At 71.7% G+C, this 21,964-nt stretch carries 18 protein-coding genes and 1 tRNA gene; 7 read left to right on the top strand and 12 right to left on the bottom strand.

From position 1 onward, the window contains the following. Positions 1-141 precede the first annotated feature (141 nt). Positions 142-969, bottom strand: a complete 828-nt coding sequence (locus H8B08_RS05300) for an alpha/beta hydrolase (protein ID WP_187449153.1) — start codon at positions 967-969, stop codon at positions 142-144. Positions 970-1,020: 51 nt separating this feature from the next. Between H8B08_RS05300 and H8B08_RS05295 the strand changes: the two genes are divergently transcribed. Then, the gene (locus tag H8B08_RS05295; RefSeq protein WP_163259096.1) at positions 1,021-1,278 is read left to right on the top strand and encodes an Lrp/AsnC family transcriptional regulator; all 258 of its coding nucleotides are present in this window, start codon (positions 1,021-1,023) and stop codon (positions 1,276-1,278) included. Between the two features lie 82 nt (positions 1,279-1,360). Beyond that, positions 1,361-1,735 (top strand): STAS/SEC14 domain-containing protein, encoded by a 375-nt coding sequence (locus tag H8B08_RS05290; protein WP_187449152.1) that lies wholly within the window; start codon positions 1,361-1,363, stop codon positions 1,733-1,735. 5 nt (positions 1,736-1,740) lie between these two features. On the opposite strand, the gene H8B08_RS05285 is transcribed toward H8B08_RS05290, so the two are convergent. The 10 genes from H8B08_RS05285 to H8B08_RS05240 all read right to left on the bottom strand — a co-directional run bounded on the left by H8B08_RS05285 (position 1,741) and on the right by H8B08_RS05240 (position 11,480). Next, on the bottom strand, positions 1,741-2,127 hold the full coding sequence (locus tag H8B08_RS05285) for a RidA family protein (RefSeq protein WP_187449151.1): 387 nt from the start codon (positions 2,125-2,127) through the stop codon (positions 1,741-1,743). After that, on the bottom strand, positions 2,127-2,549 hold the full coding sequence (locus tag H8B08_RS05280; protein ID WP_187449150.1) for a thioesterase family protein: 423 nt from the start codon (positions 2,547-2,549) through the stop codon (positions 2,127-2,129). The genes H8B08_RS05285 and H8B08_RS05280 overlap by 1 nt, the downstream gene beginning before the upstream one ends. Further along, a complete protein-coding gene (locus tag H8B08_RS05275; RefSeq protein WP_187449149.1) occupies positions 2,546-4,147 on the bottom strand; it encodes an AMP-binding protein in 1,602 nt (533 codons plus the stop codon). Before H8B08_RS05275 ends, H8B08_RS05280 begins: the two co-directional genes overlap by 4 nt. 12 nt (positions 4,148-4,159) lie before the next feature. Next, positions 4,160-5,332, bottom strand: coding sequence for an acyl-CoA dehydrogenase family protein (locus H8B08_RS05270; protein WP_187449148.1), 1,173 nt, complete (start codon positions 5,330-5,332; stop codon positions 4,160-4,162). Beyond that, on the bottom strand, positions 5,332-6,141 hold the full coding sequence (locus H8B08_RS05265) for an enoyl-CoA hydratase family protein (protein WP_187449147.1): 810 nt from the start codon (positions 6,139-6,141) through the stop codon (positions 5,332-5,334). Before H8B08_RS05265 ends, H8B08_RS05270 begins: the two co-directional genes overlap by 1 nt. Continuing rightward, complete coding sequence (locus H8B08_RS05260) at positions 6,138-6,638, bottom strand: MarR family winged helix-turn-helix transcriptional regulator (protein ID WP_187449146.1); 501 nt, start codon at positions 6,636-6,638, stop codon at positions 6,138-6,140. The genes H8B08_RS05265 and H8B08_RS05260 overlap by 4 nt, the downstream gene beginning before the upstream one ends. After that, positions 6,638-7,408: an SDR family NAD(P)-dependent oxidoreductase gene (locus tag H8B08_RS05255; RefSeq protein WP_187449145.1), complete on the bottom strand. Its 771-nt coding sequence runs from the start codon at positions 7,406-7,408 to the stop codon at positions 6,638-6,640. Before H8B08_RS05255 ends, H8B08_RS05260 begins: the two co-directional genes overlap by 1 nt. Beyond that, positions 7,405-9,684: a bifunctional salicylyl-CoA 5-hydroxylase/oxidoreductase gene (locus H8B08_RS05250; RefSeq protein WP_187449144.1), complete on the bottom strand. Its 2,280-nt coding sequence runs from the start codon at positions 9,682-9,684 to the stop codon at positions 7,405-7,407. The genes H8B08_RS05255 and H8B08_RS05250 overlap by 4 nt, the downstream gene beginning before the upstream one ends. Positions 9,685-9,876: 192 nt before the next feature. Then, the gene (locus H8B08_RS05245; RefSeq protein ID WP_187449143.1) at positions 9,877-11,196 is read right to left on the bottom strand and encodes a 3-hydroxyacyl-CoA dehydrogenase; all 1,320 of its coding nucleotides are present in this window, start codon (positions 11,194-11,196) and stop codon (positions 9,877-9,879) included. Between the two features lie 56 nt (positions 11,197-11,252). Then, positions 11,253-11,480: a response regulator transcription factor gene (locus H8B08_RS05240; protein ID WP_163259085.1), complete on the bottom strand. Its 228-nt coding sequence runs from the start codon at positions 11,478-11,480 to the stop codon at positions 11,253-11,255. Between the two features lie 241 nt (positions 11,481-11,721). Here H8B08_RS05240 and H8B08_RS05235 point away from each other — a divergent pair, with 241 nt between their 5' ends. From H8B08_RS05235 to H8B08_RS05215, 5 genes are all read left to right on the top strand, one after another. Next, positions 11,722-13,785 (top strand): S46 family peptidase, encoded by a 2,064-nt coding sequence (locus H8B08_RS05235; RefSeq protein ID WP_187449142.1) that lies wholly within the window; start codon positions 11,722-11,724, stop codon positions 13,783-13,785. 143 nt (positions 13,786-13,928) lie between these two features. Then, a complete protein-coding gene (locus tag H8B08_RS05230) occupies positions 13,929-15,902 on the top strand; it encodes an amino acid adenylation domain-containing protein (RefSeq protein ID WP_370545403.1) in 1,974 nt (657 codons plus the stop codon). Between the two features lie 14 nt (positions 15,903-15,916). Beyond that, the gene (locus tag H8B08_RS05225) at positions 15,917-17,170 is read left to right on the top strand and encodes a cytochrome P450 (protein WP_187449140.1); all 1,254 of its coding nucleotides are present in this window, start codon (positions 15,917-15,919) and stop codon (positions 17,168-17,170) included. 3 nt (positions 17,171-17,173) lie between these two features. After that, positions 17,174-17,812, top strand: coding sequence for a 4'-phosphopantetheinyl transferase superfamily protein (locus tag H8B08_RS05220; protein WP_187449139.1), 639 nt, complete (start codon positions 17,174-17,176; stop codon positions 17,810-17,812). Between the two features lie 54 nt (positions 17,813-17,866). Continuing rightward, the gene (locus H8B08_RS05215; RefSeq protein WP_187449138.1) at positions 17,867-21,850 is read left to right on the top strand and encodes a non-ribosomal peptide synthetase; all 3,984 of its coding nucleotides are present in this window, start codon (positions 17,867-17,869) and stop codon (positions 21,848-21,850) included. Between the two features lie 15 nt (positions 21,851-21,865). On the opposite strand, the gene H8B08_RS05210 is transcribed toward H8B08_RS05215, so the two are convergent. Further along, positions 21,866-21,951: transfer RNA gene (locus tag H8B08_RS05210), tRNA-Leu, on the bottom strand. Positions 21,952-21,964 lie beyond the last annotated feature (13 nt).

Genomic DNA, 21,964 nt, shown 5'->3' with positions numbered 1-21,964 from the left:
TGATCCCGGAAAGCGCGTAGCGCTTATCCGGGACCCAGCAAGCTCGCGAGCAACGCTGCGATCACGCGCTGCAACGACCCTCGCGCTTGCTGGGTCCCGGCTCTCCGCTGCGCTCCGGCCGGGATGACGACAGTGGGGCAGTCAGTGCGCCGCCAGCTCCGCCACCCGCGCCACCATCGCGGAGTCCGGATCCGCCAGGCCCGCGATGACCGTGAAGTGGTTCGCGCCCTCGATCGCCTCGTAGCGGGTCGTCACGCCCTGGGCGCTCCAGCGCTCGGCCATGCGGCGGCTCTGGCGCAGGTACTCGCCGCTCTCCGCCCCGCCCACCACCGCGTCCAGGCGGCTGCCGGCCGGCGGCGACCAGTGCAACGGGCTGAGCCGGGTCGCCTCGGCGGCGTCGAGGCCCAGCGCCCGGTTGATCGAGGTCGGCACCAGCGGGTTCAGGTCGAACAGGCCGGAAATAGCGTAGGCGGCGTTCACCGGCCGCACCGGCGTGCCCAGCTCCGCCCAATCGGTGGCCAGCAGGCAGGCCGACAGGTGTCCTCCGGCCGAATGCCCGGCGGCCACGAACGAGCGGGCGGTGTGAGCGGCCAAGGCCTGGCCGGCGGCGCGCATCTGCTCGACGATCCGTCCGACGCCGACGTTCGGGCACAGGTCGTAGCTCGGCACCGCGACGCCGATCCCCCGCGCGTTCAGGCCACGCGCCATGTGGCTGAACCAAGAGCGATCCAGCGCCTGCCAGTAGCCGCCGTGGATGAACAGGACGGTCGGTCCCTCGCCGGCCTCGAACAGGTCCATGACCTCGCGCTCGCCTGAGCCGTAGCGCAGCGCCACCGGCGGCCGCTCGGCGCGATACGCGGCCGCGTCGGCGGCCCAGCCCTGCATGATCCCGGGGTGCTCCGGCACGCGGGCGCGGTTGTTGTATTCGGCCTCGAGGTCCAGGTCGGCGACCGGATCGGCTTGGTGCATGGCGGACCTTGCGATAGGGGTTCCCCCGCAGGACCGGGAGAACCACACGTCATGATGACGGCCATCTTCGTCTTCATCAAATGCGAGCTGGGCAAGGCCAACGACGTGGCGGCCGACATGGTCGACAACGTCGAGAACGTGTCGGAGGTCTACTCGACCTCGGGCCAGTACGACCTGCTGGCCAAGTTCCACCTGGCCAAGGACGAGGACATCGGCACCTTCGTGACTAAGAAGGTCCAGACCCGCCCGCATATCCGCGACACCTTCACGGTCATCACCTTCTCGCCGTTCCTGCCGGGCAAGGGCTGAGCTACGCGTTTTTCCGGGGATGCGGCCGCGGCCGGCGCGGCCTTAGGGTGGCGGCGAACTCCAGCGCTCCCGGAGAAGCCCGATGATCGAGATCCTGCCCGCCCCCGACCACGTCGCCGCCTATCGGCTGAGCGGCGAGCTCACCGGGGAGGACTACGACAAGGTCGTCGTCGACCTGGAAGCGCGCCTGGCCCGGCACGACAGGCTGGGCGTCTACGTCGACATGGTCGACTTCACCGACATGACGGCCGAGGCCCTCATCAAGGACATCCGCTACGCCTTCAGCAAGTTCGGCGAGCTGAAGCGCTTCCCGCGTGAGGCGGTGGTCACCGACCGCGGCTGGGTGAAGGCCCTGGTCGGCCTAGTCGACCCGATCTACCGCCACACCGAGATCCGGACCTTCGCGCCGGACGAGCGCGAGGCCGCCCTGGCCTGGGCGCAGGCCATCCCGGCCTGAGCCGCCTAAACCACCGCCGTCGTCTCGATCTCCACCCTGGCGGCGTCCTCGACCAGGCCCTTCACTTCGACCACGGCCATGGCCGGATAATTCGCGCCCATCAGCTCGCGCCAGGCGGCGCCGACCTCGCGCAGGCTGGCCAGGTACTCGCGCTTGTCGACCACGTACCAGGTCATGCGCACGACGTGCTCGGGCCCCGCGCCGCCGGCCTTCAGCACCGCAAGGGTGTTGAGCAGGGTCTGGCGGAACTGGCCGGCGAAGTCGGTCGCCTCGAACACGCCTTCCGGCGTCCAGCCGATCTGGCCGGCGACGAAGATCATCCGCCCCTCGGCGGCGACGCCGTTGGCGTAGCCCTTCGGCCGCGGCCAGCCCTCGGGCAGCAGGGTCTGCATCAGGCGGTCTCCAGGACGAGGAACGGGGCCATGGCGGCGCGCAGGTCGTCCGGCCAGGGCGTGGGCTTCATGCTCGACTGCTCGACGAAGACGATGGTCTGCTTCACGTCGATCCGCAGTTCGGCGCCGCAGCGGACCTGGATGCGCAGGCCGCAAGACGCGCGTCCCAGGCTTTCGATCGCCAGCGCGAAGTCCAGCACGTCCTCCATGCGCGAGGCCTTGCGGAAGTCGACCTCGAAGCGGGCGGTCGGAACGCTGAATCCCTCCTCCAGGTGCAGCGCCCGGAACGGCCGGCCGAGTTCCTGGGCGAACCAGTCCTCGACCACCCGGTTCAGCATCTCGAAGTAGCGCGGGTAGAAGACGATGCCGGCGGCGTCGCAATCGCCGAAGCGGATGGGGATCTGGACGGTGAAGGCGTTCATGCGGTCTCACGCAACTTGAAGCGCTGCAGCTTCCCGGTCTGGGTCTTGGGCAGCTCGCGGACGAACTCGACCGCGCGCGGGTATTTGTAGGGGGCGATGGCGCCTTTGACGAAGGCCTGCAGCTCGGCCGCCAGCTCCGGGCCCGGCTCGACGCCGGCGTGGAGCACGACGTAGGCCTTGCAGATCTGGCCGCGCTCCTCGTCCGGCACGCCGATGACGGCGCACTCGGCCACCTTCGGGTGCTGCAGCAGCGCGTTCTCCACCTCGGCGGCGGCGATGTTGTAGCCGGACGACACGATCATGTCGTCGGCCCGGCCGACGAACCAGAACCAGCCGTCCTCGTCCTGGCGGTAGACGTCGCCGGTCAGGTTCCAGCCGCCGGCCACGTAGACCTTCTGCCGCTCGTCGGCGAGGTAGCGGCAGCCCGTCGGCCCGCGCACCGCCAAGCGTCCCGTGCTCCCCGGCGGCAGCGGCCGGCCGGCCTCGTCCAGCACGCGCGCCTCGAAGCCCGGCACCGGCCGGCCGGTCGCGCCGGGACGGATGTCGTCGCCGGCGGCGGAGATGAAGATGTGGATCATCTCGGTCGAGCCGATGCCGTCGATAATCCGCACGCCGGTGGCCTCGAACCAGGCGTCGGAGGTGACGGCCGGCAAGGCCTCGCCGGCCGAGACGCACTTCCTGAGCGACTTCAGGTGATGGCCGTTCTTCAGCTTCAGCAGGGCGCGATAGCCGGTCGGCGCGGTGAACAGGGTGGTCACCCCGTGCCGGTCGATGGTCTCGGCCAGGGCGTCGAAGCCGGGCTTTTCCGGAAGCGCCATGGTCGCGCCCGCCGCGATCGGGAAGATCACCACCCCGCCCAGGCCGAAGGTGAAGGCCATGGGCGGCGTGCCGCAGAACACCTCGTCCGGCTGCGGCTTGAGCACATGGCGCGAGAAGGTGTCGGCCATGGCCAGCACGTCGCGGTGGAAGTGCACGCAGCCCTTCGGCTTGCCCGTCGTGCCGGAGGTGAAAGCGACCAGGACCGGGTCGTCCGAGGCGGTGTCGACATTGGCGAAGTCGGCGGGCTTGGCCGCCGCGCGCGCCTCCAGCTCGCCGCCGTCGAAATAGACGACCTGCTCCAGGCCGGTCTGCGCCTTAGCGCCCTCGACCGCTTCCGCGAGCGCGGCGTGGGCGATGGCCAGCGTCACCTTGGCCTTGTCGATCACGACGGAGAGTTCGCCGGCGCGCAGCATGGGCATGGTGGCGACCACCACCCCGCCGGCCTTGACGATTCCGAACCAGGCCGCGACCGCCCAGGCGCAGTTGGGCGCGTGCAGCAGCACCCGCCCGCCGGGGACCAGTCCCATGTCTTCGACCAGCACGCGGGCGATCCGGTTGGCGTGGACCAGCAGCTCGGCATAGCTCCAGGCCTGGTCGCCCCAGACCACCGCGGCCTTGTCGCCGAGGCCGGCGGCGACCGCCCGGTCCAGCAAGGCCCCGGCGTTCAGCCGCGGCGGGTAGTTGAGCTCCGGCAGGTCGAAGCGGAACTGGGGCAGCTGGTCGGGCGAGGGCAGATGGTCCCGGACGAAGGTGTCGACGTGCGCCGTGTACTCGCCCATGGACCTTCTCCCTCAGGCCCGCCCGGCCCAGGCGGCGAGCGCCTGGCGGGCGATGACGATCTTCTGCACTTCCGAGGCGCCCTCGTAGATCCGCAGCGCCCGGATCTCGCGGTAGAGCCGCTCGACCGGATGGCCGGCCATGACGCCGAGCCCGCCGTGCAGCTGGACGGCGGCGTCGATCGCCTTCTGGGCGGTCTCCGTGGCGTGCAGCTTGGCCATGGCGGCCTCGCGGGTGACCCGCGTGGCGCCGGAATCCTTGGCCCAGGCCGCGCGGTAGATCAGGAGCGCCGACGTATCGATGTCGAGCGCCATGTCGGCGAGGCTGGCCTGCACCAGCTGCAGGTCGGCCATCGGCGCGCCGAACAGCTGGCGGCTCGAGGTGCGCGCCAGCGCCTCGTCGAACGCCCGGCGAGCGAAGCCGAGCGCCGCGGCGCCGACGGTCGAACGGAACACGTCCAGCGTCGCCATGGCCAGCCGGAAGCCCTCGCCCGGCGCGCCGATCAGCCGGTCCTTCGGCACCCGGCAGCCGTCGAACCGCAGGGTGGCCAGCGGGTGCGGAGCGATCAGCGGAATGCGCTCGACCACGCTGAAGCCGGGAGTGTCGGCGTCGACGATGAAGGCCGACAGGCCCTTGGCCCCGGGCGCCTCGCCGGTGCGGGCGAACACCACGTAGAAGTCGGCCAGGCCGCCGTTGGAGATCCAGGTCTTGGTCCCGTCCAGCACGTAGGCGTCGCCGTCGTCGCGCGCGGTCATGGCCAGGGCGGCGACGTCCGATCCGGCCTCGGGCTCGGACAGGGCGAAAGCGGCGATCTTCTCGCCGCGGGCGACGGCCGGCAGGTAGGCCGCCTTCTGCTCATCCGTGCCGAACAGGCTGATCGGGCCGGAGCCCAGGCCCTGCATGGCGAAGACGAAGTCTGCCAGACCGGAGCGGCGCGCGAGGGTCTCGCGGGTCAGACACAGGGTGCGCACGTCCAGCGGCCGCCCTTCGCCGGGCACCGCGTTCTGCAGCCAGCCGCCGGCGGCCAAACGGCCCAGAATCTCGCGGCAGGCGTGGTCGAGGTCGGCCTCGGGGTGGTCGCCCTCCAGCGGCGCGATCTCGGCGTCCGCAAAGGCGTCCAGCTTGTCGGCGTACGCGCGGTGGCGGTCCTCGAAGAACGGCCAGGCGAGGAAGCTGCGGTCGGCCATCAGTCGCCCTCGAACACCGGCTCGCGCTTGGCCGCGAAGGCCTCGTAGGCGCGTCGGAAGTCGTTGGTCTGCATGCAGATGGCCTGGGCCTGGGCCTCGGCCTCGATGGCCGCGTCCAGGCTCATGTCCCACTCGAGGTTCAGCTGGTTCTTGGTCATGCCGTGGGCGAAGGTCGGGCCCGAGGCCAGGGTCTTCGCCAGCGCCTGGGCTTCGCTTAGGACCGCGTCGGTCTCGACCAGGCGGTTGAAGAAGCCCCAGCGCTCCCCCTCTTCCGCGCTCATCACCCGGCCGGTGAACAACAGGTCGCTGGCGCGGCCCTGGCCGATGATGCGGGGCAGGATCGCGCAGGCGCCCATGTCGCAGCCGGCCAGGCCCACGCGGGTGAACAGGAAGGCCGTCTTGGCCTTCGGCGTGCCGATCCGCAGGTCCGAGGCCATGGCCATGATCGCCCCCGCGCCGACGCAGATCCCGTCGATGGCGGCGACGATCGGCTGCGGACAGCCGCGCATGGCCTTCACCAGGTCGCCGGTCATGCGGGTGAAGCGCAGCAGCTCGGGCATGCGCATTTCAGTCAGCGGCCCGATGATCTCGTGCACGTCGCCGCCGGACGAGAAGTTGCCGCCCGCACCGGTGACGACCAGCGCCTTGCAGTCGTCGGCGTAGACAAGGTTACGGAACAGGTCGCGCAGCTCCGCATAGGACTCGAAGGTCAGCGGGTTCTTCCGCTCCGGACGGTTGAGGGTGATGGTCCCCACCCCGTCCTGGAAGCTCCAGAGGAAGTGTTCAGCCTGGTAGTCGGCGGCCTTCATCCGGCGAGCTCCTCGGGGGTGGTGCGTTGCAGGGACCGCTTGGTGCGGTCCAGCAGGGTCATCAACTGTTCAGCCTCGCCTTCGGCCAGATCGGCGAAGAGGGCCTCGATCCAGCCCTCGTGGGCCCGGGCCATGGCGGCGAAGCGGGCGCGGCCGAGCGCGGTCAGGCGTACGCGCCGGACCCGCCGGTCGGCGGTCTCCAGGGTCTCGATCAGGCCGTCGGCCTTCAGCCCGGTCGCCAGGCCGGTGACCGCGCCGTTGGTGACCAGCAGCATGCGCGAGACCTCGCCCAGCGGCAGTCCTTCCGGTCCGGCCCGGTCCAGCGCCGACAGGAAGTCGAAGCGCGGCAGGGTGGTGTCGAACTCGTCGCGGAAGCGCGCGGCGACGCGGCGCTCCACCATCGACGCACAGGTCAAAAGGCGCAGCCACACCCGCAGCGAGCGCTTGCCGTCCGGCGCGCCGCCCAGCTTGTCGGGAGGGCTGAACGCGGCCTCCATCAGCCGACCTCGCCGCCCGCGACCGGAATGGCCGCGCCGTTCACCGCCGCGCTTTCCGGCAGGCACAGCCAGGCGACCGCGGCGGCCACCTCGGCCGGCTCGACCAGCCGGCCCTGCGGATTGCTCGCCGCCAGGGCAGCCTTGGCGGCCTCGGGTTCGCGGCCGGTCTTGGCGGCGATGGCCTCCACCGCGCGGCCGACCAGGTCGGTGTCGGTGAAGCCGGGGCAGACCGCGTTCACGGTCACGCCGCTCCGGGCCACCTCCAGCGCCAGCGCGCGGGTCAGGCCGACCAGGCCGTGCTTGGCCGCGACATAGGCCGACACGTACGGGTAGCCCTTCAGGCCGGCGGTCGAGGCGACGTTGACGATGCGGCCCCAGCCGGCGGCCTGCATGCCCGGCAGCGCCGCCTGGGCGCACAGGAAGGCGCCGGTCAGGTTGACCGCCATCACCTCGTCCCAGGTCTCGCGCGAGGTCTTGGCGAAGGCCGCGGACGGCGCCGCACCGGCGTTGTTGACCAGCACCGACACCGGCCCGAACCGCTCGACCGCCGCGGCGAAGGCGTGGCTGACAGCGCTGCCGTCGGTGACGTCGCACACCGCCGCGAAGGCGTGGGGCATGCGCGCGTGCTGGCGCTCCAGCTTGGCGAGGTCCCGGCCCAGCAGGCTGACCGACGCCCCCAGCGCCGACAGCCGCTCCGCGATCGCCGCGCCGATCCCCCCGCCCCCGCCGGTGATCACCGCGTGTCTGTTCTTCAGTGGTTGCTGGCTCATGACGCCCCCCGCGTCAGGTTTCGCTTCAACTGGGCGTGGCCGGCGGCGTACTGCACCGGCGGCTTCAGGCCGTCGAAGCCGAGCTCGGCGGCCGCCCGAAGACTCCACGCGGGGTCGGCCAGATGCGGCCGGGCCAGCGCGCACAGGTCGGCGCGGCCGGCGGCCAGGATGCTGTTGACGTGGTCGGCCTCGAAGATGTTGCCGACCGCCATGGTGCGCACGCCGCCCTCGTTGCGGATGCGGTCGGCGAACGGGGTCTGGAACATGCGCCCGTAGACCGGCTTGGCCTCCGGCCAGGTCTGGCCGCAGGAGACGTCGATCAGGTCGGCCCCGGCCTCCGCGAAGGCCTTGGCGATGGCCACCGAGTCCTCGTTGCTCAGGCCCTCGTCGACCCAGTCGGTGGCCGAGACGCGCACCGACATCGGCTTGTCGGCCGGCCACACCGCCCGCATCGCCTCGAACACCTCCAGCGGGAAGCGCAGGCGGTTCTCGACCGGGCCGCCGTACTCGTCCGTGCGCCGGTTCGACAGCGGCGTCAGGAATGACGACAGCAGGTAGCCGTGGGCGCAGTGCAGCTCGACCATGTCGAAGCCGGCCTGCTCGGCCATTTCGGTCGCCCGTACGAAATCGGCCTTCACCCGATCCATGTCGGCGCGGGTCATCTCGCGCGGAACCTGGTTGTGCGGCGCCCAGGGGATCGGCGAGGGCGCGATCAGCTCCCAGTTCCCCTCGGCCAGCGGCAGGTCGTCGGCGCCGCCCTCCCAGGGAACCTGCACGGAGCCCTTGCGGCCGGCGTGGCTGAGCTGGAGGACGATCTTCGCGTCGGAATTGGCGTGGACGAAGTCGACGATGCGCTTCCAGGCGGGCACGTGCTCGGGCGCGTACATGCCGGTGCAGCCCGGCGTGATGCGCCCGTCGGCCGAGACGTCGGTCATCTCGGTGAACACCAGGCCCGCTCCGCCCATGGCGCGCGCGCCCAGGTGCACCAGGTGGAAGTCGTTCGGAGCGCCGTCGACCGCCGAGTACATGCACATGGGCGAGACCACGACGCGGTTCTTCACCTCCATCTCGCGCAGCTTGAGCGGCGCGAACATGGGCGGCGTCGGCCGCGCCGGGGGCCTTCCCGTAGCCTGCTCGGCGAACCAGCGCTCCACCCCTTCCAGGTAGCCGCGATCGCGCACCCGCAGGTTCTCGTGGCTGACCCGCTGGCTGCGGGTGAGCAGGGCGTAGGCGAACTGTTCGGGTTGCAGCGCGGTGTAGCGCTCCAGGTGCTCGAACCATTCGGTCGAGTTGCGCGCCGCGCTCTGGAGCTTGAACACCTCGACCTCGCGCTCGGCCTGATAGGCGTCGAGCTTCTGGTCCAGCGTCCCCGGCCCCTGCAGCACCTCGGCCAGCTTGATGGCGTCCTCCAGGGCCAGCTTGGTGCCGGAGCCGATGGAGAAGTGGGCGGTGTGGGCGGCGTCGCCCATCAGCACGACCTTGCCGTCGCGCCAGGTCCGGCACAGCACGCGCGGGAAGTTCAGCCAGGCCGAGCCGCGCAGGTGCCGGGCGTTGGACATCAGGGCGTGGCCGTCCAGCCAGCGGGCGAAGATCCGCTCGCCCGCCCGGCAGGTCTCGTCCTGATCCATCCGATCGAAGCCCAGGCCCCGCCAGGTCGCCTCCGAGCACTCCATGATGAAGGTCGAGGCGCCGTCCTCGAAGCGGTAGGCGTGGGCCCAGATCCAGCCGTGCTCGGTTTCTTCGAAAATGAAGGTGAAGGCGTCGAACGCCTTGTGGGTGCCCAGCCAGACGAACTTGTTGGACCGCACCTCGACGTCGGCGCCGAACACCTCGGGGTGAGCGTTGCGCACCTTGCTGTTCAGGCCGTCGGCGGCGACCACCAGGTCGCAGTCGGCGAATTGCGAGAGGTCCGGACCGACGTCGGTTTCGAACTTCAGCTCGACGCCCAGCGCGCGGGCGCGGTCCTGCAGAAGGTTGAGCAGCCGCTTGCGGCCGATCCCGGAGAAGCCGTGGCCCGACGAGGTGACCTTCGCGCCGCGGTAGAAGACGTCGATGTCGTCCCAGTGCGCCAGGGCGTCGGCGATCGACTGGGCGCTGACCGGATCGTTGGCCAGCAGGTTCTCCAGCGTCTGGTCGGAAAACACCACGCCCCAGCCGAAGGTGTCGTCCGGCCGATTGCGCTCGTAGACGGTGACCGCGCAACCGGGGTCGCGCAGCTTCATCGAGATCGCGAAGTAGAGGCCGGCGGGACCTCCGCCGAGGCAGGCGATCTTCATCCGTGGCTCCGACGAGCGTGGAGATAGTTTAAGCCTAAAATATCTGCACGCGAGTCGTCCAGTGCCTCTGTCCCTTCTCCCGGTCGGGAGAAGGGAGGGGCCCGCCCGCGCAGCGGGTGGGAGGGATGAGGGTAAGGCGGCCAGCCGCGTAACCCCTCACCCCCCAGCCTTCGGCTGGGCCCCTCCCTCTCCCTATGGGAGAGGGTTTCGTTGGTCCCACGCCTCGAAGGCCGAGCCCTCCGCCGCCAGCCGTTCCAGCAGCGGCGCGAGCCGCCAGCCGTAAGCCCGCACCCGCTCCGCCACCGTCCGCAGGCCAATCGTATCGGCGTAAAACATCGGACCGCCGCGCGCCTTGGGGAAGCCGTAGCCGCGGGTCCAGACGACGTCGACGTCCGAGGCGCGCAGCGCGATCCCCTCCTCCAGCAGCTGCGCGCCTTCGTTGATCAGGGCGAAGAGGCAGCGCTCGCGGATCTCCTCGTCCGACACCGTGCGTCGCTCGATGCCGAGAGCGGCGGCGGCCTCGGCCAGCACGGCGTCGACCTCCGCATCCGGCGTGCGGGCGCGGGTGGCCGGGTCGTAGCGGTAGAAGCCGGCGCCGGTCTTCTGGCCGTAGCGGCCGCGGTCGAACATCAGCCGCGCCGGCAGGAAGAAGCTGGGGTCGCTCGGCGGGTTCGGCTGCTCGGCGCGCACGCGCACGCCGACGTCGATGCCGGCCAGATCCGCCACCGCCAGCGGGCCCATGGCCATGCCGAACGCCTCCAGCGCGCCGTCGACCTGCGCGGGCGAGGCGCCTTCCAGCAGCAGGCGCTGCGCCTCCCGGCCGTAGGGCTGCAGCATGCGGTTGCCGATGAAGCCGAAGCCCACGCGGGAGACCACGCCGACCTTGCCGATCGCCTCGGTGACGGCGAAGGCCGCGGCCAGGGCGGCGTCCGACGTCTTGGCCGCGCGCACGATTTCGACCAGCGGCATGACGTTGGCGGGGCTGAAGAAGTGCAGGCCCAGCACCCGCTCCGGGTGCTCAGTCGCCGCCGCAATCTCGTCGACGTCGAGGCTGGAGGTGTTGGTGGCCAGAAGCGCGTCGGGACGGCAGACCGTCTCGAGCTTGGCGAACACCTCCTTCTTGAGGGCCATGCCCTCGAACACCGCCTCGATCACCAGGTCGGCGTCGGCGAAGCGCGCCCAGTCCTGGGTCGCCTCCAGCCGGCTCGTGCGAGCCTGCGCCTGTTCGGCGGTCAGCCGGCCGCGCTCGACCGAGCGCTGGAAGATCGCGGCGACAGCCTTCTGGCCGCGCGCCAGGCCGGCCGCGTCCACGTCGAGCAGGACGACGTCGAAGTCCGCGTTGAGGAGACTGGCCGCGATCCCGGCGCCCATGGTGCCGGCCCCGACCACGCCCACGCGCCGGACCGGCGGCGCTTTCGGCGCGGTCCAACCGGGAAGGGTGCGGGCGGCGCGCTCGGCCGCCTCGAGATGGCGCAGGGCCTTCGCCTGCCGCTCCGGTGTGATGTCCAGCATCGCCTCGCCTCCCCCAGTCGCCCCTGTCTAGCGTCGGGGCGGCGAAGAGGTCGAGATCAGGCCGGGGTGATCAGGCCGATGCGGATCGCCTCGACCACCATGTGGGTGCGGTTGCGCGCGCGGGTCTTCAGGCGGACCTGGTCGATGTAGCGCTCCACCGTCCGGGGCGCGATCGCCAGTTCCTGCGCCACCTCCTTGGACGAGAGGCCGGCCGCCAGCAGGCGCAACACCTGTGACTCCCGCTGGGTGAGTTGAGCGAGCAGTTGCGGCTCCCGGCTCAGCATGAACTTTCTCTCCATCCACCTGAAAGCGGAAAAGGAACCAAGGTCATTCACGAAGAACCATGGCCGTACTGGAAGCTTAAGCTTCACCGTTCGCCACTTGGCCGCCACATTCGTGCGGCGCAGGCAGTCTAACCGGAGCAGACGAGCACAGGTTCCTTGGCCGTCACAATCGCAACACCTTGAGCATTGGGGGTTTGCGGCCACGCTGGCGGCGACCGTCCGGCCACGCTAAGCAGACGGCATGACCGTTCGCACCCTCGCCGCCGCCGCCGCCCTGCTCGCCTTCGCCGCCCCCGCCCTAGCCGGGGAAGGCATGTGGACCTTCGACGCCTTCCCGATCGCCAAGGTGAATCAGGCGCTGGGCACGAAGATCGACCAGGCCTGGCTGGACCACGTGCGCGCCTCGTCGGTGCGTATCCCCGGCTGCTCGGCCTCGCTGGTGTCGCCGGACGGCCTGGTGCTGACCAACAACCACTGCGTCATCTCCTGCGCCCAGAACCTGTCGACGCCGCAGCAGGATTATGTGGCGAACGGCTTCTCGCCGAAGACCCGCGAGGAGGAGCGCAAGTGCCCCGGCATGACCGCGGAGGTGCTGACCGAAATCACCGACGTGACCGCCCGGGTGCAGGGCGCGGCCGCCGGCAAGACCGGCAAGGCCTTCACCAAGGCCCGCGACGCGGAGATGACCGCGATCGAGCAGGAGGCCTGCGGCGCCGACAAGACCACCCGCTGCCAGGTGGTCAGCCTGTACCGCGGCGGCCAGTTCAAGCTGTATCGCTACAAGCGCCACACCGACGTGCGCCTGGCCTTCTCGCCGGAGCACGCGGCGGCGGCCTTCGGCGGCGATCCGGACAATTTCAACTTCCCGCGCTTCGCGGTCGACGCCGGCTTCCTGCGCATTTACGGCGCCGACGGCAAGCCGCTGTCGACGCCCGTGCACCTGAAGTGGAACGCCTCGAAGCCGACGCCGGGCGAGCCGGTGTTCATCGCCGGCAACCCGGGCGCCACCTCGCGCCTGCTGACCCAGAGCCAGCTCTCCACCCTGCGCGACGTCACCCTGCCTCTGGAGCAGACCACCCGCTCGGAGTTCCGCGGCCGGCTGCTGCGCTTCCGCGAGGAAAGCGAGCAGAACCGCTTCATCTCGGCCGACACGCTGGACGGCGTCGAGAACCGCTACAAGCGCGGCCGCGGCCAGCAGCGCGCCCTGATCGACCCGGCCTTCATGGCCGGCAAGGCGCGCGAGGAGGCCGACCTGATCGCCCGCGTCCAGGCCGACCCGGCGCTCAAGGCCGAGATCGGCGACCCGTGGACGGACATCGCCGCGGTGCAGGACGACTACGCCGAGCTGTATCCCGCCTACTACTTCCTGGAGTCGGGCGCTGGCGGCGGGTCTGACCTGTTCGCGAAGGCGCGCGACCTGGTGCGCGCCGCCCAGGAGCGGGCCAAGCCGTCGGCCGACCGCCTGCCGGAATACGCCGACTCCCGCCTGCCCCTGCTCGAGAAGCAACTGCTGGACGCCAAGCCGTCCTATCCGGAGCTGGAGGCGCTGCAGCTCGGCTTCTGGCTGTCCAAGACCCGCGAGTTCCTGACCGCCGACGATCCGCGCGTGCGCCACCTGCTCGGCAAGGAATCGCCCGAGGCCCTGGCCCAGCGCGCCACGCAAGGCACCAAGGTCGGCGACCCGGCTTTCCGCAAGGCGCTGTGGGACGGCGGACTGGCCGCCGTGCAGGCCTCCGAAGACCCGATGATCCGCTTGGCGCTGGCCATGCAGGACGACGCCCGCGCCGCCCGCAGCCAGTGGGAGGAGCGCGTCCAGGGCCCGACCGACCGCGCCGCCGAGCAGCTGGCCCGCGCCCGCTTCGCCGTCTACGGCACCGAGGTCTATCCGGACGCCACCGGCACGCTCCGCCTGAGCTGGGGCCGTATCGAAGGCTGGGAGCAGGACGGACGGATGATCGGTCCGTTCACCACCTGGTCGGGCCTGTTCGACCGGGCCACCGGCTCGGAGCCCTTCGTGCTGGCCAAGCAGATCGAAGCGGCCAAGGGCAAGCTCCCGGCCGACGGCGTGATGGACATGACCGTGTCGACCGACACCATCGGCGGCAGCTCCGGCTCGCCGGCGGTCAACGCCAAGGGCGAGCTGATCGGGGCCAACTTCGACTCGACCTTCCTGACGCAGCGCAACGCCTTCGGTTACGACCCGCGGGTGAACCGCTCGGTCGTGGTCTCGGCCGCGGCCATCACCGAGGCGCTCGACAAGGTCTACGGCCAGCAGCGTCTGGTGAAGGAGCTGACCGGGCGCTGAGCGCCCCGTCCGTCAGCCTACTGTTACGCCGCGCGGTCGTTCAGGCGCCGCGCGGCGCAGCGCCCCTGAAGCGCCGACCGGCCGGTAGGGCGCGTTACGGTCTGCAAGACACGTAACACTGTGGCGCCCGCGCCGCCCCACGGATGAACTCCCGCAAGAGTGGAACCCGCCGCTTTCAGCGACGGTTAGCAGCACGGTTTCAGTCGCATCGCAGGCCGCGTTCAAACCCGTACAGAGGGGCGTTCCGCATGCTTTCAGGGGGACTCGCGGCCGGAATCCGGGCGGCGGCGCCAAAGGAGTTCGCGCCTGAATCGCTCGAAGCGACCGTTCCGCAAAGGGTTGCGGCCTTTTCCAGACAAGAGCCCGACACGCCGGCCCTGGAGTCCGACGCCGGACGCATGTCCTACGGCGAACTGATCCGCGCCGCCGACCGGCTGGCGGCCTACCTGCGCCGCCTGGGCGCCGGGCCGGACGTGCCGATCGGCCTGTGCCTGCCTCGCTCGTTCGAGCGCGTCGTCGCCGCCCTGGCGGTCTGGCGCGCCGGCGCGGCCTTCGTGGCGCTCGACCCGGCCTGGCCGAAGGACCGGCTCCGCGCCCTCCTCGACGACGCCGGCGCGCCGGTGGTCGTCGCCCAGCCGTACGTCGCCGACCAACTGGCCGGTCCGGGCCGCGCGTCCGTGGTGCTGGAACGCGACGCTGCGGCGATCGACGCCTGCCCGCCGTTCGAGGCCGCCCCGCCCAAGGCCGACGACCTGGCCTACCTGGTCTACACCTCCGGTTCGACCGGCGCCGCCAAGGGCGTGGAGATCACCCACGGCGCCCTGCTCAATCTCGTGCTCTGGCATAAGGCCGCCTTCGGAACCGGCCCGAACGACCGCGCCAGCCACGTCGCCGGCCTCGGGTTCGACGCCGCGGTGTGGGAACTCTGGCCCGCCCTCGCCGCCGGCGCCACCGTGGTGCTGGCCGACGACGACGTGCGAACCTCGCCCCAGGCGTTGGGAGACTGGCTGGTCCGGCGGCAGATCACCACCGCCTTCGTGCCGACCACCCTGGCCGAGCCGCTGCTGGCCCACCCCTGGCCCGCCGACACCGCCCTGCGCTTCCTGCTGACCGGCGCGGACACCCTGCACAGCTACCCGCCCGCCGACCTGCCGTTCGCCGTGGTCAACAATTACGGCCCCACCGAATGCACGGTGGTGGCGACCTCCGGCGTGATCGCGCCCGACGCCGACGGCGCCGTCCTGCCGCCGATCGGCCGCCCGATCGCCGAGACCCAGATCCACCTGCTCGACTCGGACGGCCAGCCGGTGGCCGACGGCGGGGTCGGCGAGATCTTCATCGGCGGGACGGGCGTGGGCCGCGGCTATCGCAACCGTCCGGAGCTGACCGCCGAGCGGTTCGTGCCCGATCCGTTCAGCGACCGGCCTGGCGCGCGGCTCTACCGCACCGGCGACCTCGGCCGGCGGCGCCCCGACGGCCAGATCGAATTCCACGGCCGGATCGACGACCAGGTGAAGATCCGCGGCCACCGGGTCGAGCCCGACGAGGTCGCCGCCGCCCTGAACCGCCATCCGGCCGTCGCCGCGAGCGCGGTCGTGGCGCGCGAGACCGGCTGTCAGCGCAGCCTCGCGGCCTACGTCGTCCCGGCCCAGGCCCCGCCCGATCCGACCGCGCTGCGCGAGTTCCTGGCGGCCCTGCTTCCGGACTACATGCTGCCCGGCAGCTTCACTTCGCTCTCCGCCCTGCCGCTCACCGCCAACGGCAAGCTCGACAAGGCGGCCCTGCCGGAGCCGGGCTACGGCGACCTCGCCGGCCTCGCGCCCTCGCGGGAGCCGCAGACCCCGACCGAAGCCCGCCTGGCCGAGATCGTCGCGGCCGTGCTGGGTCTGGAGCGGGTCGGGATTGACGACAACTTCTTCCTGCTCGGCGGCCACTCCCTGCTGGCCACCCAGGTGGTGATGCGCGCCCGCGAGGCGTTCGGGGTGGAGGTGACGCTCCGCCACCTGTTCGAGGCCAAGACCGTGACCCGGCTGGCCGAGGCCGTGGAGGGCCTCCTGCTCGAAGCGCTGGAAGGCATGAGCGACGAAGAAGCCCTGCGCCTCGCGGCGGCGGACTGACGGAGCCGGACCGAATGAACATTCACCCGCGCGCCCGGTCGGACGACGCCGCCCTGAGCCTCTACCAGCTGCTCGACCCGCAGGTGCTGGCCGATCCCTATCCGCTCTACCGGACCCTGCGCGAACGCGATCCCGTCCACTGGGACCCGTTCCTGCACGCCTGGGTGGTGACCGCCTACGCCGAGGTGCAGACCGTCCTGCAGAAGTGTTCGGCCGAGCGCACGCCCACCCCGGAGCAGCTGGAGGGCATGGGGCTGCACGCCCTGACCCCGATAGCCCAGGTGCTGGTGCGCCAGATGCTGTTCAAGGACGGCGACGCCCACGTCCGGCTGCGCGGTCTGTGCCTGGCCGCCTTCACGCCGAAGCGCGTGGCGGCCATGCGCCAGCAGGTCCAGGACATCGCCGACGGCCTGATCGACAAGGTCGCCGGCAAGGGCCGCATGGACGTGATCGCCGACTTCGCCAGCCCGCTGCCGGCGATCGTCACCGCCGGCCTGCTCGGCGTGCCGGCCGCCGACTGGGAGCAGTTGAAGAGCTGGTCCACCGACTTCGCCGAGGTGCTCGGCAACCTGCAGCACAATCCAGACCGGGCCGAACGCAGCCTGAGCTCGATCGAGGAGATGACCGCCTACTTCCGCGCGGCCCTGCGCGACCAGCAGAGCTCGCCGCGGGAAGGCCTGCTGCATGCGCTGGCGACCGCCGAGGTCGACGGAGCGCGGCTCAGCGAAGAGGAAGTGGTCGCCAACGCGATCCTGATCATGACCGGCGGCCAGGAGACCACCACCAACCTGATCGGCAACGGCCTGCTGACCCTGCTGCGCCGGCCCGACCAACTGGCCCGGCTGCGCGACTGTCCGGCCATCATGCCGACGGCGATCGAAGAGCTGCTGCGCTTCGAAAGCCCGACCCAGCACACCGCCCGCATGGTCTCGGAAGACATGTTGATCGGCGGCAAGCTGCTGCGCAAACGCGACGCGGTGATGGCGGTGATGGCCGCCGCCAACCGCGACCCGGCGCGCTTCCACGATCCCGACGAGCTGGACCTGACGCGCGCCGACAACAAGCACCTGGCGTTCAGCTGGGCCGCGCACTTCTGCTTCGGCGCCCCGCTGGCGCGGATGGAAGGGCAGATCGCCTTCACCACCCTGTTGCGGCGGCTGCCAGACCTGGCGCTGGCGCCTGAGCCGCTGCACTGGCGCGAGAACCTGGCGCTGCGCGGGCTGAAGGCGCTGCACGTGTCGTTCGGCCCGGCCCTGCCCGCGGCCTGACCGGTGGCCGCCGCCGTCCACGCCTACTGGGTCGACCTCGACGCGATGCGCGGCGATCTCGACCGTTTCACCGCCCGCCTCAGCCGCGACGAACACGATCGGGCCGAGCGATTCCGCTTCGACCGCGACCGGCGCCGGTTCCTGCTGCGGCGCGGCCTGCTGCGCGAGCTGCTGTCGCGCTACGTCGACGTCGCCCCCGAGCGCTTGGTCTTCGACCATAACGACTTCGGCAAGCCGTCGCTGCCCGGCAGCGACGTGCGCTTCAACCTCTCCCATTCGCACGGCCTGGCGCTGTTCGCCGTCGCGCGCGGTCGCGAGGTCGGTTGCGACGTCGAGCGGCGCGATCCGCGTCACGCCTCGGCCGAGATCGCCGAGCGCTGGTTCCCGCCGGCGGAGGCGCGGGCGCTGCACATCCTCGAGCCGGGCGGGCGCCTGCGCCGGTTCTTCGAGAACTGGACGCTGATGGAGGCGCTGGGCAAGGCCCGCGGCGTCGGCCTGGCGGAGGCGGCGGCGGACGGCGCGGACGACGCCGACGGCCAGGACTGGACGACCCATCCGTTCGAACCGGCCGCGGCCTTCCAGGCCTGCGTGGTCGCGCAGGGACGCTGCGCCGTGCGGGTCGAACAGCTGCAGCTGGACTGACGTGGCGTACGAGGTTGGGCGGCGTGCCGCCGGGGATCTTGCGACGGGGCTGGCATGACGGAGTCGATCGCGCTTTCGGCGGGCAAGCGCCTCCTTCTGGAGAAGCTTCGGCGCGGCGAGGGCGCGCGGACGGCCGACGTCCTGCCGGCCCGGCCGGCCGACGAACCTGTCCCGCTGACGCCCGAGCAGACCCACGTCTGGCTGCACGGGTCGATGGCCCCGCACCTGCCGCTCTACAACGAGCCGATCACCATCCATCGCCGCGGACTGTTCGACCACGCGGTGTTCGAAGCCGCCTTCAACGAACTGATCCGCCGCCACGAGATCTGGCGCACCGCCTTCGTCGCCACCGACGGCGAAGTGGTGCAGGTCGTGCACCCGCAGCTGCGCGTCGAGCTGCCGATCACCGACCTGACGCACCTGCCCGAGAACCAGCGCGAGGCCGAGGCCGTGCGGCTGGCGACTGAGGACGCGCGCCGTCCGATCGACCCGAGCCGGGCGCCGCTGATGCATCCGCGGCTGGTCAGGCTGGCGGTCGACGACCACCGGCTGTTCCTGCCGCTGCACCATCTGGTGTTCGACGGCGTGACCCTGAACCGGGTGCTGCTGCCCGAATTCGCGGCCATCTACGAGGCGCTGGCCGCCGGCCGCCAGCCGGACCTGCCGGCGCTGCCCCTGCAGTACGGGGACTACGCGCACTGGCGGGCCGAGCGGCTGGAAGGCGCCGCCCTGGAAATGCAGCTGTCCTACTGGCGCGAACGGCTGGCGGGACTGCCGGCGCTGGAGCTGGTCGGCGACCGGCCGCGCCCCGCCGCGACCACCCATGCGGGCGGGTCCGAGACCTTCAGCCTGTCGCCGGAGTTCACCGCGGCCTTGCGCGAGTTCTGCCGGCGCGAGAACGTCACCGCCTACGCGACCCTGCTGGCCGCCTTCAAGGTCCTCCTGCACCGCTACACCGGCCAGGACGACCTGGCCGTGGGCAGCGTCGTCGACACCCGCACGCGCCCCGAGCTGCAGCGGCTGATGGGCTACTTCCTGAACAGCGTGGTGCTGCGCACCCGCCCGCAGCGAGAGCGTTCGTTCCGGGACTATCTTGGCGAGGTGCGCGAGACGGCGCTGGCCGCCATGGCCGCGGCCGAAGCGCCGTTCGACCGGGTGGTGCGCGAGCTGGCGCCGCAGCGCGATCCCGGCCGCCATCCCCTGTTCCAGGTGATGTTCTCCATGCAGCCCCAGGCGCCCAGCATCGACGGCTGGGACCTGACCCAGATGGAGGTCGACACCGGGGTGTCGAAGTTCGACCTGTTCCTTGAGGTGGAGGAGCGCCCGGAGACTGTGATCGGCCGGTTCGTCTACAGCGCGGACCTGTTCGAGACGGCCACCGTGCGGCGCATGATCGACGGCTGGACCACCCTGTTGGAAGCGGCCGTCGCCAGCCCCGACCGGACGCTGGGCGACCTGCCCGTTGCGCCGGACGAGGAGATCCGGCGGCTGCTGGTCGACTGGAACGACACCGCCCGCCCCTGCCCGCAGACCACCGTACACGGCGCGATCGAGGCGCAGGCGCTGCGGACGCCCGACGCCGTCGCCGTGGAATTCGAGGACGGCGCGACCTGGACCTACGCCCAGCTGGACGCCCGGGCCGAGCGTCTCGCGGCTCGGCTGGCCGCGGCGGGCGCGAAGCGCGGGCAGCTCGTCGCCGTGTGCCTGGAGCGCTCGTTCGACCAGGTCGCCGGCCTACTGGCGGTGATGAAGACGGGCGCCGCCTACCTGCCGCTCGATCCCGCCCTGCCGCCGGCCCGCCTGGCCTTGCTGACGGAGGAGGCCGGCGCCGCGCTCGCCCTGACCCAGCGCAGTCTGGCCGACAACCTCCCGAAGGCCGTGCGCACCGTGCTCTGTGACGCGCGAGCCGCCCTGCCGGCTCTGGGCCGGCCTGGCGCCGATGTCGGGCCGGAGGACGTCGCCTACGTGCTGTTCACCTCGGGCTCGACCGGCAAGCCCAAGGGAGTCGAGATCCCGCACCGGGCGGTGGTCAACCTGACCCGCGCCCTGCAGGAGACGCCGGGCTTCGGGCCGGCCGACACCATGCTGGCGCTGGCGCCCCTGACCTTCGACGCCTCGGTGGCCGAGCTGTTCCTGCCGCTGGTCACGGGCGGGCGCACCATCCTGGCCACGCGCGACACCGCCGCCGATCCGGCCCGCCTGGCGACCCTGATCCAGGCCACCGGCGTGACCACCGTGGCGGCCACGCCCACCACCTGGCGCTCCCTGCTGGACGAAGGCTGGGCCGGCGGCGCGCGCCTGCGGATCTTCTGCGGCGGCGAGGCCCTGACGCGCGAGTTGGCCGAGCTGCTGCTGCCCCGCTGCGCCGAGCTGTGGAACATGTACGGTCCGACCGAGGCGACGGTCTATTCGGCCATCCAGCGGGTCACGGCGGGCGAGGCCGGCCCCGTGCCCATCGGCCGGCCGATCGCCAACGCGCGGCTGTTCGTGCTCGACGCGGGCGGCGCGCCGGCGCCGGTCGGCGTGCCGGGCGAGCTCTATATCGCCGGCGCCGGCGTCGGCCTGCGCTACCGCAATCGCGAGGACCTCACGGCCGAGCGGTTCGTCACCCGCGCGGTCGCGCCCGGCGGCACGCTCTACCGCACCGGCGACATCGCCCGCTGGCGCGCCGACGGGACCATCGAGTGCCTGGGCCGCCGCGACGACCAGGTGAAGGTGCGCGGCTTCCGCATCGAGCTCGGCGAGGTCGAAGCGGCGGTGGCCGCCTGCCCCGAGGTCGGCGCCGCCGCGATCAAGGCCTCTCCCGACGTCAGCGGCGCGCTGAGCCTCACCGCCTTCGTGTCCGGCCGCCCCGGCGCCGCCACGCCCGACCCCGCCGAACTGCGCCGGCGGCTGGCCGAAGCCCTGCCCGACTACATGGTCCCGGCCCGCGTCGTGGTGCTGCCGGCCCTGCCGACGACCAGCAGCGGCAAGGTCGACCGGCAGGCGCTGTGCGAGCCCGAGCCGACCGCCGCGCCGGCCGCGGACTTCATCGCCCCCAAGGGCGCCGTGGAACGCAAGCTGGCGGCGATCTGGGCCGAGGTGCTGGGCGTGCCCCGGGTCGGCGCGCTGGACAGCTTCTTCGCGCTGGGCGGCCACTCGATCCTGGCGGCCAAGCTGCTGCGCCGCATCGAGGTCGCGTTCGGCAAGCGGCTGAGCCTGTCCGACGTGTTCCGCGCGCCCGACGTGCGCCGCATGGCGGGCCTGTTGGCCGCCGCCGGAGCGCCGGCGCGGCCGCGGGTGAACGACATTCAGCCCGGCGGAACGCGCCCGCCGCTGTTCTGGCTGAACGGGGGGGCGCTGTTCTGGCCGCTGGCCAACGCGCTGGGTAAAGACCAGCCCTTCCTGGGCCTGCGCCGCGACACCGCCGTGCCGCTGCCTGACGACTTCAGCCTGGCCGACCTGGCCCCGCAGATGATCCAGGCCATGCGCGCGATCCAGCCACAGGGCCCCTACTTCGTCGGTGGCTGGTGCGCCTGGGGCGTGCTGGCCTACGAGACCGCCCGCCAGTTGAAGGCGCAGGGCCAGGAGGTCGGGCTGGTACTGATGCTGGACCCGCCGCATCCGGGCGAGCGGCGCGCCGTGAGCCGCATGGCCATGGCCGCCAGCAAGCTGCGCCTGCACGCCGGCCAGATCGCGCGCCGGCGCGGCGCCGAGCGCTGGGCCTATCTGCGCGACCGGCTGGACGGCGCGGTCGGCCGCCTGGAGGAGGCGCTGGATCCCGCCGAGGTCGGCCAGCAGTCGCGCTTCGGCGCCACCATCGGCAAGGCCTGCCTGCGCTACGAACCGCAAGCCTACGATGGCGCCGTCGCCTTGTTCATTCCGGAGGAGCGGCCCGACGTCGAGGATCCCGGGCGGGCCTGGGCGCCGCTGGTGCGCGGCCCCTACTCCGCGCTGGACCTGCCCGGCGACCACGGCTCCATGCTCAAGTCGCCCCAGGTCGAGGTGCTGGCCGCGGCCATGGACGAGGCGCTACGCGCCGCGCGGCGGGCGAAATAGCGCTCAGTTCTCAGGTGGTGCGGACGGTCGGACTCGAACCGACACTCGCTTACGCGAAGCGGATTTTAAGTCCGCTGCGTCTACCATTTCGCCACGTCCGCTGAGGCCCACGGC

The sequence above is a fragment of the Caulobacter sp. 17J80-11 genome (genome assembly GCF_014349105.1).
Lineage (GTDB): Bacteria > Pseudomonadota > Alphaproteobacteria > Caulobacterales > Caulobacteraceae > 17J80-11.
The sequence above is the reverse complement of the archived record's forward strand: the minus strand, read 5'-3'. Positions and strand labels throughout refer to the sequence as shown.

What these genes read in the sequence shown, in the direction of transcription:
- H8B08_RS05300 (WP_187449153.1), bottom strand. Translation starts at nt 969, where the DNA reads ATGCACCAAGCCGATCCGGTCGCCGACCTGGACCTCGAGGCCGAATAC.
- H8B08_RS05295 (WP_163259096.1), top strand. Translation starts at nt 1,021, where the DNA reads ATGATGACGGCCATCTTCGTCTTCATCAAATGCGAGCTGGGCAAGGCC.
- H8B08_RS05290 (WP_187449152.1), top strand. Translation starts at nt 1,361, where the DNA reads ATGATCGAGATCCTGCCCGCCCCCGACCACGTCGCCGCCTATCGGCTG.
- H8B08_RS05285 (WP_187449151.1), bottom strand. Translation starts at nt 2,127, where the DNA reads ATGCAGACCCTGCTGCCCGAGGGCTGGCCGCGGCCGAAGGGCTACGCC.
- H8B08_RS05280 (WP_187449150.1), bottom strand. Translation starts at nt 2,549, where the DNA reads ATGAACGCCTTCACCGTCCAGATCCCCATCCGCTTCGGCGATTGCGAC.
- H8B08_RS05275 (WP_187449149.1), bottom strand. Translation starts at nt 4,147, where the DNA reads ATGGGCGAGTACACGGCGCACGTCGACACCTTCGTCCGGGACCATCTG.
- H8B08_RS05270 (WP_187449148.1), bottom strand. Translation starts at nt 5,332, where the DNA reads ATGGCCGACCGCAGCTTCCTCGCCTGGCCGTTCTTCGAGGACCGCCAC.
- H8B08_RS05265 (WP_187449147.1), bottom strand. Translation starts at nt 6,141, where the DNA reads ATGAAGGCCGCCGACTACCAGGCTGAACACTTCCTCTGGAGCTTCCAG.
- H8B08_RS05260 (WP_187449146.1), bottom strand. Translation starts at nt 6,638, where the DNA reads ATGGAGGCCGCGTTCAGCCCTCCCGACAAGCTGGGCGGCGCGCCGGAC.
- H8B08_RS05255 (WP_187449145.1), bottom strand. Translation starts at nt 7,408, where the DNA reads ATGAGCCAGCAACCACTGAAGAACAGACACGCGGTGATCACCGGCGGG.
- H8B08_RS05250 (WP_187449144.1), bottom strand. Translation starts at nt 9,684, where the DNA reads ATGAAGATCGCCTGCCTCGGCGGAGGTCCCGCCGGCCTCTACTTCGCG.
- H8B08_RS05245 (WP_187449143.1), bottom strand. Translation starts at nt 11,196, where the DNA reads ATGCTGGACATCACACCGGAGCGGCAGGCGAAGGCCCTGCGCCATCTC.
- H8B08_RS05240 (WP_163259085.1), bottom strand. Translation starts at nt 11,480, where the DNA reads ATGCTGAGCCGGGAGCCGCAACTGCTCGCTCAACTCACCCAGCGGGAG.
- H8B08_RS05235 (WP_187449142.1), top strand. Translation starts at nt 11,722, where the DNA reads ATGACCGTTCGCACCCTCGCCGCCGCCGCCGCCCTGCTCGCCTTCGCC.
- H8B08_RS05230 (WP_370545403.1), top strand. Translation starts at nt 13,929, where the DNA reads ATGAACTCCCGCAAGAGTGGAACCCGCCGCTTTCAGCGACGGTTAGCA.
- H8B08_RS05225 (WP_187449140.1), top strand. Translation starts at nt 15,917, where the DNA reads ATGAACATTCACCCGCGCGCCCGGTCGGACGACGCCGCCCTGAGCCTC.
- H8B08_RS05215 (WP_187449138.1), top strand. Translation starts at nt 17,867, where the DNA reads ATGACGGAGTCGATCGCGCTTTCGGCGGGCAAGCGCCTCCTTCTGGAG.